Origin of the sequence: Ornithinimicrobium sediminis, from assembly GCF_021272345.1 — a bacterium.
GTDB classification, from domain to species: domain Bacteria; phylum Actinomycetota; class Actinomycetes; order Actinomycetales; family Dermatophilaceae; genus Ornithinicoccus; species Ornithinicoccus sediminis_B.
In genome coordinates, this window is sequence record NZ_JAJSDQ010000005.1 from 64,787 (window position 1) to 77,367 (window position 12,581).

Here is a 12,581-nt window from a genome sequence, read left to right on the forward strand (position 1 = left end):
TCCCTCACTTCTGGGTTGCGTCGGTGGATCGGTTGCCGCCCTGGTCGCCGTCTCCCACGGCCTCGCTGACGGTGTCGGGCTCCTGCGGAAGGTCCTGAGCGGGGCCGGCGTCCGCCGCGACCGCACGCAGGGAGTCCTGCGCCGCCTCGACGACGGACTCTGCGGTCAGGCCGAACTCCTGGTACAGCCGCTCGTAGTCGGCCGAGGCGCCGAAGTGGTCGAGGCTGACCATCCGGCCGGTGTCCCCGACGAGGTCGCGCCAGCCCTGCGCCACGCCGGCCTCCACGCTGACCCGCGCCCGCACGGACGGGGGCAGCACCTCGTCGCGGTAGGCCTTGTCCTGGCGGGTGAACCACTCGAGGCAGGGCAGTGACACGACCCGTGTGGGGGTGCCGGCCGCCTGCAGGGTCTCGCGGGCGGCGACCGCCAGCTGCACCTCCGAGCCGGTGGCCACGAGGATGACCTCGGGGGCCCCACCGTCGGCGTCGGCCAGGACGTAGCCTCCTCGGGCCACGCCGTCGGCGGAGGCGAAGGTCGCACGGTCGAAGGTGGGCACGTTCTGGCGGGTCAGGGCCAGCGCGCTGGGGTGGTCGACGGTCTCCAGGATGGTCCGCCACGCCACGGCAGTCTCGTTGGCGTCGGCCGGCCGGACCACGTCGAGGCCGGGGATGGCGCGCAGCGCCGCCAGGTGCTCCACCGGCTGGTGGGTCGGGCCGTCCTCACCGAGTCCGATGCTGTCGTGGGTCCACACGTAGATGACCGGCACCTGCTGGATGGCGGCCAGCCGCACGGCAGGTCGCATGTAGTCGGAGAAGATCAGGAAGGTCCCGCCGTAGGGCCGGGTCAGGCCCTCCAGGGCGATCCCGTTGAGGATCATGCCCATGGCGTGCTCCCGGACGCCGAAGTGCAGGGTGCGGCCGTAGGCGTTCCCGGGGAACATCTCCGTCGCCTTGCTCTCGGGGACGAAGCTGGGGACGTCCTTCATCGTCGTGTTGTTGGAGCCGGCCAGGTCGGCCGAGCCGCCCCACAGGTCCGGCATGACGTCGGCGAGTGCCGTCAGCACCTCGCCGGAGGCCTTGCGCGTAGCCATGCCGTCGTCGCTGGCCTCGAAGCTGGGGACGGCCTCGTCCAGACCGTCGGGGAGCCGCTTGTCGAGCAGCCGGTCCAGGAGGGCGGCCTGCTCGGGGTGCGCGTCCCGCCACGCGTCGTAGCGCTGCTGCCACTGTGCGTGCGCCTCCTGTCCTCGCTGCACGACCGAGCGCGTGTGCGCGAGCACCTCCGCCTCCTCGGGGAAGTGGACCTCGGGGTCGAACCCCAGGAGCCGCTTCGTGGCAGCGACCTCCTCGGCGCCGAGGGCCGACCCGTGGGCGGCACCGGTGTCGCGGGCGTCGGGAGCAGGCCAGGCGATGATGGTGCGCAGGAGCACCAGGGTGGGCCGGTCGGTCCGCTCGCGGCTGGCGGTCAACGCGGCGTGGAGCGCGTCGACGTCCTCGGTGTAGGTGTCGCGGGTGCGCCAGTCCACGACGTCGACGTGCCACCCGTACGCCTCGTAGCGCTGGGCGACGTCCTCGCTGAAGGAGATGTCGGTGTCGTCCTCGATGCTGATGTAGTTCTGGTCGTAGACGACGGTCAGGTTGGACAGCTCCTGGTGGCCGGCGAGCGACGAGGCCTCGCTCGAGACACCTTCCATCAGGTCACCGTCCGAGGCGACGACCCAGATGTGGTGGTCGAAGGGCGACTCGCCCGGTGCTGCGTCCGGGTCCAGCAGGCCTCGCTGGCGCCGCTGTGCCATCGCCATCCCGACGGCGGAGGCCAGGCCGGACCCCAGGGGACCGGTGGTGATCTCCACGCCGGGGGTGTGGTGGACCTCCGGGTGACCGGGCGTCCTCGAGCCCCAGGTCCGCAGTGCCTTGAGGTCGTCCATCTCCAGGCCGTAGCCGCACTGGTAGAGCTGGATGTACTGCGTGAGGCTGGAGTGGCCGCAGGAGAGGACGAAGCGGTCGCGCCCGAGCCAGTGCGGGTCGCTCGGGTCGTGCCGCATGACCTGCTGGTAGAGCACGTACGCCAGGGGCGCCAGGCTCATGGCGGTGCCGGGGTGGCCGCTGCCGCAGTGCTCCACCGCGTCGGCGGCCAGGATGCGCACGGTGTCCACGGCCCGCACGTCCAGCTCGGTCCACCCGGCCTGGTCGGCGACGGGGAGCGCCAGCTGCGGGTCGCGCTCGGCGAGGAGGGTCTCGGTCTGGTCGGTCACGGGGACTCCTTGCTGCAGTCGGATGTTTCGGCCGGTCGGTGCTCCGGTGAGTGGGCACACGTCCGGGACGCACACTGTGCGAACCAGGTCACGGTCGACCTTAGTCCCGGACGCCCCTGACTCGCAGGTCCACGTGCGCAGGTAGGATCGGGGCGGGCCCCGGCCACGGGGTGCCCGTCCGGAAAACCACCCCTCCGTCTCGAAGGATCTCGTGACCACGCTCGACCGCCGTTCGGCCGGCACCCCTGCACAGCCCCGGTGGCGCCAGGTGGTGCGTGACTACGTCGCGCTCACCAAGCCGCGCATCATCGAGCTCCTGCTGGTCACCACCTTCCCCGTCATGTTCCTGGCGGAGCGCGGCATCCCGCCGCTGGGCCTCGTGCTCGCCACGCTGGTCGGCGGGGTCCTCGCCGCCGGCTCGGCCAACACCCTCAACTGCGTGCTGGACCGGGACATCGACGCACGGATGCACCGCACCGAGAACCGCCCCCTGGTCACGGGGGCGATCCGTCCCCGGGCGGCGGTGGTGTTCGGCGTGGTGCTCGGGGTGGCCTCGGTCCTCTGGCTGGGTCTGCTGGTCAACACCCTGAGCGCACTGCTCGCACTCGGCGCGATCGTGCTGTACGTGGGCTTCTACACCATGCTGCTCAAGCGCAGGACCAGCCAGAACATCGTCTGGGGCGGTGTCGCCGGCTGCATGCCGGTGCTGATCGGCTGGTCTGCGGTCACCGAGTCGCTGGACTGGCCCGCGCTCGTGCTCTTCCTCGTCGTCTTCTTCTGGACCCCGCCGCACTACTGGCCGCTGTCCATGCGGTTCAAGGAGGACTACGCCAACGCCGGGGTGCCGATGCTCCCCGTCGTGGCCGAGGACGTCGCGGTGGGCCGCCAGATCGTGGCCTACACGTGGGTCACGGTCCTGACCTCGCTGGTGCTGGTGCCGGTCGCCCCCATGGGCTGGGTCTACACCGTGACGGCCCTGGTCGCCGGCGGGGTGTTCGTCGTCGAGTCCCACCGCCTGCTCGGACGCGCCAGGCGAGGGGTCGCGGGTCCGGCGCTGGGAGCCATGCGGCTCTTCCACTTCTCGATCAGCTACCTGACCCTGCTGTTCCTGTCTGTCGCGGTCGACCCGCTGCTCTACCTGCCGCTCCCGCTCGGCTGAGCCTCGGCGCTCGTCCCCTCCTGCCGGGCCACGAGAGCGCCCCGGTGCTCCTCGAGGGTGGAGCGCTGCGCCCAGGTGAGGGCCAGGGTGAGCAGGGCGGCACCCAGCATGTGCAGCGAGACCAGGGTGACCGGCAGGCCGGTGAAGTACTGCACGTAGCCGATGACGCCCTGCAGCAGCGTCACGACCAGCACCGCGTCCCACCCGCGACGCAGCTGTGCGCCGGCTCCGAGGCGTCGCGAGAGGACGACGAGGGCGACGACGAGCCCGGTGAACAGCCACACGGACACGGCGTGCAGCCTGGCCATGGCCTCCGGGTCCAGGGCGAGCCGCGCGGGGGCGTCGGCGTCGCCGGAGTGGGGCCCGGCACCGGTGACCACCGTGCCGAGCACCATCACCACGACCCCGACCGCGACGGTGGCCCACCCGAGGGGGCGCAGCCTGGACGGCGCCGCCTCCTCGGTCCGGCCGCCGGTGGTGTGCCAGACGAGCAGGGTGCTCACGGCGATGAGAGCCATGGAGATGAGGAAGTGGGCCATCACCGTCAGCGGGTGCAGGGCGGTGAGCACGGTGATGCCACCCAGGACGGCCTGGGCGAGCGTTCCCCCCAGCACGAGACCGGCCAGGAGCGTGAGCGGGCGCTGCCGTGCCCAGCGCCAGACCGCCAGCACGGTCAGCAGCGCGACCACTCCTACCAGGATGCCCAGCATGCGGTTGCCGAACTCGATGTAGGGGTGGATGCCGTCCGCCGGCTGGAAGCTCGGGGTGTAGGAGCCCGGCTCGCACTGCGGCCAGGTGGGGCAGCCCAGGCCGCTCCCGGTCAGGCGGACCAGGCCGCCGGTGACGACGATGAGCACCTGGACGACCAGGTTGAGGAGCAGGATCCGACGCAGCCAGGGATGGACGAGCACGCCTCCATGGTAGGTGGGAGGTCTGGGAGCGACGTCCCTAGTCCGACCAGCGCAGCACCCGGGACGCCGACCAGCCCAGCAGGGCGGCCCAGCCGAGCAGCGCAGCCGAGCGCAACGACCACGGTATGCCGTCGCTCACGCCGGTCAGCACCGTGCGCAGGCCGTCGGCCAGCAGCGCTGACGGCAGCCAGGTGACCACCGGCTCCAGGCTGCCCGGCAGGGCGGCGGCGGGGACGACCACGCCCCCCAGGACGAGCAGCAGCACCCACCCGAGGTTGGCCAGGGCCAGGACACCCTCGGCCCGCAGCGACCCGCCCAGCAGCACGGCGAGCCCGACGAACGCCGCGGCGCCGGCGACGAGCAGCAGCACGGCCGGCGGCAGGCCGGTGAGGGCAGGACGCCACCCGAGCAGGGCAGCAGCCGCAGCGATCACCACCACCTGGACAGCCAGGACCACGAGGACCGCCAGGGCCTTGCCCAGCAGCAGGCCGTCCCGGCCCAGGGGCGTCGTCCCCAGCAGCCTGAGCACGCCGTAGCGGCGCTCGTACGCGAGCAGGATCGCCTGGCCGGTGAACGCGGTGGAGATGACGGCCAGGGCCAGCACACCGGGTGTGAGGACGGCGAGGCGGTCCACCCCGGACCAGGGGCCCACGGACAGGTCGGGCACCGAGGTCAGGGCGAGGCCGACGAGTGCGAGGAGCGGCAGCACGACGGAGACGAGCAGCTGCTCGCCGTTGCCGAGCAGCGTGCGGGTCTCGAAGGCGGCCTGGGCCAGGACACGGCGGGTCGGGGCGGCGGGTGCGCTCATGCGGCCCCGCCCGTGAGTGCGAAGTAGCGCTCCTCCAGCGGCATCCCGGCGCACACCTGCGTGATGCTCCCGCGTGCAGCGACCCGTCCCGCGGCCACGATGACGACATGGTCGGCGAGGCGCTCGGCCTCGTCGAAGGAGTGGGTGGTGAGCACGACCGCCGTGCCCCGGGCGGCGAGGTCACCGACGAGGGCATGCACCTCCCGGCGGGCGTGCGGGTCGAGCCCCGCGGTGGGCTCGTCGAGGAACACGATCTCCGGGTCACCCACCAGGGCAGCCGCCAGGGCGAGCCGCTGCCGCTGGCCACCGGAGAGCCGGCGCACCGGCGTCGTCGCGAACGCCTCGATGCCCAGGAGGGCGACCAGGTCCGTGACCGGACGCGGCGCGGCATACAGGCGGGCCAGGTGGGAGAGCAGGGCGACGGGCCGGGCGGACTGGGGCAGGCCGCCGTCCTGCAGCATCACCCCGACGCGTCCCCGGTGCCCTGGCCCGGCCCGCCACGGGTCACGGCCGAGCACGCGGACGTCACCGCCGTCCGGCCGCTGAAGACCGACGGCGAGCTCTACGGCGGTCGACTTCCCGGCGCCGTTGGGCCCCAGCACACAGGTCACGTGCCCGTGGGCAGCCGTCCAGGTCAGTCCGTCGAGAGCGGTGGTGGACCCGAAGCGCCGGACGACGTCCGTCATCTGGAGGGCCGGTCCGCCTGCGGCGGCGGGGACGGGGGGAGGGCACGGCACCGCTCCACGATAGTCGCCGCTCCCGGTGCTCCGGCCGTCGGGAACACAGTGAGGTAGACCTTGGTTGGACCGTGCGTGGATATAGGTGACACTGGCATGGTGTTTATGGCAGACGGCAGCGCGGAGTCCCGGACCCGGGACCGTGTCCGCCGCGCCGTCGGGGTCCATGGCCCGGTCACCGCTCGCGAGCTCGCCGCCGAGCTCGACCTCACGCCTGCTGCCGTCCGTCGCCACCTGGACGCCCTCGCCGACGAAGGGTCGATCACCGAGCGCGAGGTGGCCCTGCACGGCCGCCGGGGGCGGGGCAGGCCCGCGCGGGCCTACGTGCTGACCGAGCGCGGTCAGGAGCAGCTGCAGACCTCCTACGACGACGTCGCGACGGCCGCTCTGCACTACCTCGAGGACCATGCCGGCGCACGCGCCGTCGAGGACTTCGCCGCCCAGCAGATGGCCGGGCTGGAGGTCAGGCTCCGGGCAGCCGTCGCGCAGGCAGGAGACAGCCTCACCAGCCGCACCGACGCGGTCGCCTCCGCGCTCTCCGACGAGGGCTTCGCGGCCACGACGCGCCCGGTGGGCCAGGGGACAGGCCTTGCCGGCATCCAGCTGTGCCAGGGTCACTGTCCGGTGCGCACCGTGGCCACCGAGTTCCGCCAGTTCTGCGACGCCGAGACCGACGTCATCTCCCGGGTGCTCGGCGTCCACGTGCAGCGGCTGGCCACCCTCGCCGGTGGTGAGCACGTCTGCACGACGTTCGTGCCGACCGGGCCGATGGCCACGGTCCCGGGCCCCGACCCCGGTGGGGGAGCTGCAGCCCCACCTCGCCGCATTCCCCCTCCCGCCCCCGAGAAGACCCACCGAGAAAGGCCCTGACGATGACGACGAACATCGAAGAGCTCAACCCAGGACTCAAGGACCTGGGCCGTTACGAGTACGGCTGGGCTGACACCGACGTCGCCGGAGCCTCTGCCCGGCGCGGTCTCAGCGAGGAGGTCGTCCTCGACATCTCGCAGCGCAAGAGCGAGCCTGAGTGGATGACCGCCCAGCGGCTCAAGGCGCTCAAGCTGTTCTACAAGAAGCCCATGCCGACCTGGGGCAGCGACCTCACCGGCATCGACTTCGAGAACATCAAGTACTTCGTGAAGTCCACGGAGAAGCAGGCGACCACCTGGGACGAGCTGCCCGAGGACATCAAGAACACCTACGACCGCCTGGGCATCCCGGAGGCCGAGAAGCAGCGGCTGGTCTCCGGCGTCGCCGCGCAGTACGAGTCCGAGGTCGTCTACCACCAGATCCGTGAGGACCTGGAGGAGAAGGGTGTCCTCTTCCTGGACACCGACACCGCCCTGCGCGAGCACGAGGACCTGTTCCGCGAGTACTTCGGCTCGGTCATCCCCGCCGGCGACAACAAGTTCGCGGCGCTGAACACGTCGGTGTGGAGTGGTGGCTCGTTCATCTACGTGCCGCCGGGCGTGCACGTCGACATCCCGCTGCAGGCCTACTTCCGGATCAACACCGAGAACATGGGGCAGTTCGAGCGCACCCTGATCATCGCCGACGAGGGCTCCTCGGTGCACTACGTCGAGGGCTGCACGGCTCCGATCTACAAGACCGACTCGCTGCACTCGGCAGTCGTCGAGATCATCGTGAAGAAGAACGCCCGGGTGCGCTACACGACCATCCAGAACTGGTCCAACAACGTCTACAACCTGGTCACCAAGCGGGCGACCTGCGCCGAGGGCGCCACCATGGAGTGGATCGACGGCAACATCGGCTCCAAGGTCACCATGAAGTACCCCGCCGTCTTCCTGCTCGGCGAGCACTCCAAGGGTGAGACCCTGTCCGTCGCCTTCGCCGGCGAGGGCCAGCACCAGGACGCCGGCGCCAAGATGGTGCACGCCGCCCCGCACACCTCCTCCACGATCGTCTCCAAGTCGGTCGCCCGGGGCGGTGGCCGCACCTCCTACCGCGGCCTGGTGCAGGTGCTGGACGGTGCCCACCACTCGCGCTCGAGCGTGGTCTGTGACGCGCTGCTGGTGGACCAGATCTCCCGCTCCGACACCTACCCCTACGTCGACGTCCGCGAGGACGACGTGCAGATGGGGCACGAGGCGACCGTCTCCAAGGTGTCCGAGGACCAGATGTTCTACCTCATGTCGAGAGGCCTGTCCGAGACCGACGCCATGGCGATGATCGTGCGCGGCTTCGTCGAGCCGATCGCCCGTGAGCTGCCCATGGAGTACGCCCTCGAGCTGAACCGGCTCATCGAGCTGCAGATGGAAGGAGCCGTCGGCTGATGACGATCGTCACCAACGACACCCCCGCCCACGTCGACCCGCAGAGCCGGCTGGCGACGGTGCCGGACAGCTCCCGCGCCTCGCGCACCGCCTCGTTCGACCCTGCGGACTTCCCGGTGCCCTCCGGACGCGAGGAGGAGTGGCGGTTCACCCCGGTCGACCGGCTGGGCGCGCTCTTCGCCGACGGTCCGGCATCCGGCCACCTGGAGCGCAGCGTCCAGCTGCCCGAGGGCGTGACCCTCACCGACATCAGCGGTGAGCAGGCCCGCAGCCTGGCCTCCCGGCCGCCGAACGACCGGGCCGCTGCGCAGGCCTTCGCCCGCAGCGGTGGGGCGGTCCGGCTGGATATCCCGGCCGAGGCGCAGCTCGAGGACGCCGCACGTATCCGGCTCACCGGCACCGGCGGTGAGCCCGTGTTCGGTCACGTCGTGCTCACCGCCGGCCGGCACAGCAAGGCCACCGTCATCGTCGAGCACGACGGCACCGCGGAGTACTCCGAGTTCTTCAGCGTCGAGGCGCAGGACGGCGCGGACCTCACCGTGGTCACGCTCCAGCGCTGGAACGACGACTCGGTGCACCTGGGGCAGCACCAGGCCCTGGTCGGGCGCGACGCCTCCTACCGCCACATCGTCGTCACCCTCGGTGGCGCCGTCGTGCGGCTGAACAGCAACGTGACGTATGCCGGCCCCGGTGGCGACGCGACGCTGCTCGGCGTCTACTTCGCCGACGCCGGCCAGCACCTGGAGCACCGCTCCTTCGTCGACCACAACGAGCCCAAGGGCACCTCCTTGGTGACCTACAAGGGTGCGCTGCAGGGCGAGACCGCCCGCACCGTCTGGGTGGGCGACGTGCTCATCCGTGCCGAGGCCGAAGGCATCGACACCTACGAGCTCAACCGCAACCTGGTCCTGAGCGACGGCGCGCGCGCCGACTCGATCCCCAACCTGGAGATCGAGACCGGTGACATCGCCGGCGCCGGTCACGCCAGCTCGACCGGTCGGTTCGACGACGAGCAGCTCTTCTACCTGATGTCGCGCGGCATCGGTGAGTACGAGGCGCGCCGGCTGGTGGTCCGGGGCTTCTTCGCGGACATCATCGTCAAGATCGGTGTCCCGGAGATCGTGGACACCCTCATGGAGGCCATCGAGGAGGAGCTGGCGACCGACATGGGGACGCCGGCGTGAGCGCAGCAGCGCAGCGTGACGGGCTGGTCCGGGTCTGCACCCTGGACGACCTGCCCGAGGTGGGCGCGGTCCTCGCCGTGGTCGACGGCCGGCGCATCGCGATCGCGCGGGACAGCGCGGGCGACGTGCACGCCATCGACGACACCTGCAGCCACGCCAACGTCTCGCTCTCCGAGGGCGAGGTGGAGGACGGCACGATCGAGTGCTGGCTGCACGGCTCTGCCTTCGACCTGACCACCGGGCAGCCCACCAGCCTGCCTGCCACCACACCCATCGCGGTGCACACCGTGCAGATCGAGGGCGACGTCGTCTACGTGGCCCTCTCCGACGACGCATCTTGAGCAAGGAGCACACTGACATGACCACTTTGGAGATCAAGGACCTGCACGTCACCGTCGAGACGGAGACGGGGGTGAAGGAGATCCTGCGGGGCGTCGACCTCACCGTCCGTTCCGGCGAGACGCACGCGATCATGGGTCCGAACGGCTCCGGCAAGTCGACCCTGGCCTACTCGGTGGCCGGGCACCCGAAGTACACCATCACCAGCGGATCGGTCACCCTGGACGGTGAGGACGTGCTGGAGATGGGCGTCGACGAGCGCGCCCAGGCCGGGCTCTTCCTGGCGATGCAGTACCCCGTCGAGGTCCCCGGCGTCACGGTGTCCAACTTCCTGCGCACCGCCAAGACCGCGATCGACGGCGAGGCCCCCAAGCTCCGCCACTGGGTCAAGGACGTCAAGGAGGCCATGACCTCCCTGCGCATGGACTCCTCCTTCGCGGAGCGCAACGTCAACGAGGGCTTCTCCGGTGGCGAGAAGAAGCGTCACGAGATCCTCCAGATGGAGCTGCTGTCGCCGAAGATCGCCATCCTCGACGAGACCGACTCCGGGCTCGACGTCGACGCCCTCAAGGTCGTCTCCGAAGGCGTCAACCGGGTCAAGGCGTCCAGCGACATCGGCGTCATGCTGATCACCCACTACACGCGCATCCTGCGCTACATCACCCCCGACCACGTGCACGTCTTCATCGACGGCAAGGTGGCCGAGTCCGGTGGTCCCGAGCTGGCCGAGCGCCTCGAGAACGAGGGCTACGACCGTTACCTGACCGCACAGGTCTGACCTCGGTGCCAGCACTGACAGCGGGGGAGTCGGCCCGGATCAGGGCCGACTTCCCCATCCTGTCCCGCACGGTGCGCGGGGGGGCCCCGCTGGTCTACCTCGACAGCGGCGCCACCTCCCAGAAGCCGCTGGCCGTCCTCGACGCCGAGCGTGACTTCTACCTGAGACACAACGCTGCGGTGCACCGCGGCGCGCACCAGCTCGCCGAGGAGGCCACCGAGGCCTTCGAGGGCGCGCGTGGGCGCATCGCCCGCTTCGTCGGCGCGCAGCCCGACGAGGTCGTGTTCACCAAGAACGGCACCGAGGCGATCAACCTCGTGGCCTACGCCATGAGCAACGCCGGCGCCCCCGGCGCCCTCGACGGTGCCGACCCCGAGGTGGCGCGGAGGCTGCAGGTCGGTCCCGGGGACGAGATCGTGGTGACCGAGATGGAGCACCACGCCAACCTCGTGCCGTGGCAGGAGCTGTGCCGGCGCACGGGCGCCACCCTGCGCTGGGTGGGGGTGACCGACGACGGCTACCTGGAGGACCCTCGCTCGGTCATCGGGCCCGCGACGAAGCTCGTCGCGTTCACCCACGTGTCCAACGTGCTCGGCACGGTGGTGGACGTGGCCGACCTGGTGAGCGCGGCCCGGGAGGTGGGGGTGCTCACCCTGCTCGACGCCTGCCAGTCGGTGCCGCACCAGCCCGTGGACGTCACGGCGCTGGACGTGGACTTCCTCGTCTTCACCGGCCACAAGGTCCTCGGTCCGTCCGGGGTCGGCGTGCTCTGGGCTCGCCCGGAGCTGCTCGCGGCCATGCCGCCGTTCCTCACCGGCGGGTCGATGATCGAGATCGTGCACATGGAGCGCTCGACCTTCGCGCCGCCTCCGCAGCGGTTCGAGGCCGGAGTGCCGGTCGCGGCCCAGGCGGTGGGCCTGGCAGCAGCCTGTGACTACCTCGACACGGTCGGGATGGAGCGCGTCGCCGCGCACGACCATGCCCTGATGGGCTACACCCTCGAGCAGCTCGCGCAGCGGCCGTGGGTGCGGGTGCTCGGCCCGAGCGACCCGGCGCACCGCGTCGGGGCTGTCGCGTTCACCGTGGAGGGTGTCCACCCGCACGACGTCGGCCAGGTGCTGGACGACCAGGGCATCGCGGTGCGCACCGGTCACCACTGCGCGTGGCCGCTGCACCGCCGGCTGCGGGTGCCGGCCAGCACCCGGGCGAGCTTCGGTGTCTACACGACGACGGCCGAGGTCGACGCCTTCCTGGTCGCCCTGGACCGCGTGCCGCAGATCTTCGGGGTGAGCGCCTGATGGACCTCTACGGCGAGCTCATCCTGGAGCACTCCAAGCGGCCGGTGCACGCCGGGCTGCGTGACGGCTTCGACGCCGAGGTGCACCACGTCAACCCCACCTGCGGTGACGAGGTGACCCTGCGGGTGCACCTCGACCGGGCCGGGGATGAGCCCGTGCTGCAGGACCTGTCCTACGACGCGCTGGGATGCAGCATCTCGACGGCCGCCACCTCGATGCTGGCCGAGGAGTCGGTCGGCCGACCGGTGCGCGAGACCCTGGCGACCTACCGCGGCATCCACGCCATGCTGATGTCCAAGGGCGCCGACCCCGGCGACCCCGAGGTCATCGGCGACGCCGTCGCCCTGGCCGGCGTCGCGCGCTACCCCGCCCGGGTCAAGTGCGCGCTGCTGGGCTGGAGCGCCTACCTCGACGCCCTCGCCCGTGCCGGGGTCGACATCTCCGGCATGAGACCGTAAGTACACCGACACTCTGCACCCGCAGGAAGGTTGCCCCATGAGTGAGACCACCGCAGTCCCCAACGTCGCCGACGTGGAGGAGGCCCTCCGCGACGTCGTCGACCCCGAGCTCGGCATCAACGTCGTCGACCTGGGCCTCATCTACGGCGTGACCGTGGACGCCCAGGCACACGCCGTCATCGACATGACCCTCACCAGCGCGGCCTGCCCGCTGACCGACGTCATCGAGGACCAGACGGCCCAGGCTCTCGAGGGCCTGGTCACCTCGCACCGCATCAACTGGGTGTGGATGCCTCCGTGGGGTCCGGACAAGATCACCCCGGAGGGCCGCGAGCAGCTGCGCGCCCTCGGCTTCAACGTCTGA

The 12,581-nt window shown here is 71.1% G+C and carries 13 protein-coding genes; 9 read left to right on the forward strand and 4 right to left on the reverse strand.

Translation table 11 applies throughout. The features are described 5' to 3' along the window. Positions 1–4: 4 nt before the first annotated feature. The gene (tkt, locus tag LVO85_RS12250; protein ID WP_232747770.1) at positions 5–2,251 is read right to left on the reverse strand and encodes a transketolase; all 2,247 of its coding nucleotides are present in this window, start codon (positions 2,249–2,251) and stop codon (positions 5–7) included. A 211-nt stretch (positions 2,252–2,462) separates the two neighbouring features. Here tkt and LVO85_RS12255 point away from each other — a divergent pair, with 211 nt between their 5' ends. Further along, positions 2,463–3,410 carry a heme o synthase gene (locus LVO85_RS12255; RefSeq protein WP_232747771.1) on the forward strand — a complete coding sequence of 316 codons (948 nt, stop codon included), beginning with the start codon at positions 2,463–2,465 and terminating at the stop codon, positions 3,408–3,410. Here LVO85_RS12255 and LVO85_RS12260 read toward each other — a convergent pair. From LVO85_RS12260 to LVO85_RS12270, 3 genes are read right to left on the reverse strand one after another with little or no spacing between them, the layout of a single operon-like run. Then, positions 3,386–4,321, reverse strand: coding sequence for a COX15/CtaA family protein (locus tag LVO85_RS12260; protein ID WP_232747772.1), 936 nt, complete (start codon positions 4,319–4,321; stop codon positions 3,386–3,388). The genes LVO85_RS12255 and LVO85_RS12260 overlap by 25 nt on opposite strands. Before the next feature lie 37 nt (positions 4,322–4,358). Continuing rightward, on the reverse strand, positions 4,359–5,129 hold the full coding sequence (locus tag LVO85_RS12265) for an ABC transporter permease (protein WP_232747773.1): 771 nt from the start codon (positions 5,127–5,129) through the stop codon (positions 4,359–4,361). Beyond that, the gene (locus LVO85_RS12270; protein WP_232747774.1) at positions 5,126–5,815 is read right to left on the reverse strand and encodes an ABC transporter ATP-binding protein; all 690 of its coding nucleotides are present in this window, start codon (positions 5,813–5,815) and stop codon (positions 5,126–5,128) included. The genes LVO85_RS12265 and LVO85_RS12270 overlap by 4 nt, the downstream gene beginning before the upstream one ends. 147 nt (positions 5,816–5,962) lie before the next feature. On the opposite strand from LVO85_RS12270, the gene LVO85_RS12275 reads away from it, so the two are divergent. The 8 genes from LVO85_RS12275 to LVO85_RS12310 are packed head-to-tail and all read left to right on the forward strand — an operon-like array spanning position 5,963 to position 12,581. Further along, on the forward strand, positions 5,963–6,736 hold the full coding sequence (locus tag LVO85_RS12275) for a helix-turn-helix transcriptional regulator (RefSeq protein ID WP_232747775.1): 774 nt from the start codon (positions 5,963–5,965) through the stop codon (positions 6,734–6,736). Between the two features lie 2 nt (positions 6,737–6,738). After that, positions 6,739–8,160 (forward strand): Fe-S cluster assembly protein SufB, encoded by a 1,422-nt coding sequence (gene sufB, locus LVO85_RS12280; protein WP_232747776.1) that lies wholly within the window; start codon positions 6,739–6,741, stop codon positions 8,158–8,160. Continuing rightward, positions 8,160–9,344, forward strand: a complete 1,185-nt coding sequence (gene sufD / locus LVO85_RS12285; protein ID WP_232747777.1) for a Fe-S cluster assembly protein SufD — start codon at positions 8,160–8,162, stop codon at positions 9,342–9,344. The genes sufB and sufD overlap by 1 nt, the downstream gene beginning before the upstream one ends. Continuing rightward, entirely contained in the window at positions 9,341–9,685 is a 345-nt protein-coding gene (locus LVO85_RS12290) for a non-heme iron oxygenase ferredoxin subunit (RefSeq protein WP_232747778.1), read from the forward strand. The genes sufD and LVO85_RS12290 overlap by 4 nt, the downstream gene beginning before the upstream one ends. Positions 9,686–9,702: 17 nt before the next feature. After that, complete coding sequence (gene sufC, locus LVO85_RS12295) at positions 9,703–10,461, forward strand: Fe-S cluster assembly ATPase SufC (protein WP_232747779.1); 759 nt, start codon at positions 9,703–9,705, stop codon at positions 10,459–10,461. After that, positions 10,458–11,759 (forward strand): aminotransferase class V-fold PLP-dependent enzyme, encoded by a 1,302-nt coding sequence (locus LVO85_RS12300; protein ID WP_269813444.1) that lies wholly within the window; start codon positions 10,458–10,460, stop codon positions 11,757–11,759. Before sufC ends, LVO85_RS12300 begins: the two co-directional genes overlap by 4 nt. Then, the gene (sufU, locus tag LVO85_RS12305; protein ID WP_232747781.1) at positions 11,759–12,217 is read left to right on the forward strand and encodes a Fe-S cluster assembly sulfur transfer protein SufU; all 459 of its coding nucleotides are present in this window, start codon (positions 11,759–11,761) and stop codon (positions 12,215–12,217) included. Before LVO85_RS12300 ends, sufU begins: the two co-directional genes overlap by 1 nt. A 37-nt stretch (positions 12,218–12,254) precedes the next feature. Further along, a complete protein-coding gene (locus tag LVO85_RS12310; protein ID WP_232747782.1) occupies positions 12,255–12,581 on the forward strand; it encodes a metal-sulfur cluster assembly factor in 327 nt (108 codons plus the stop codon).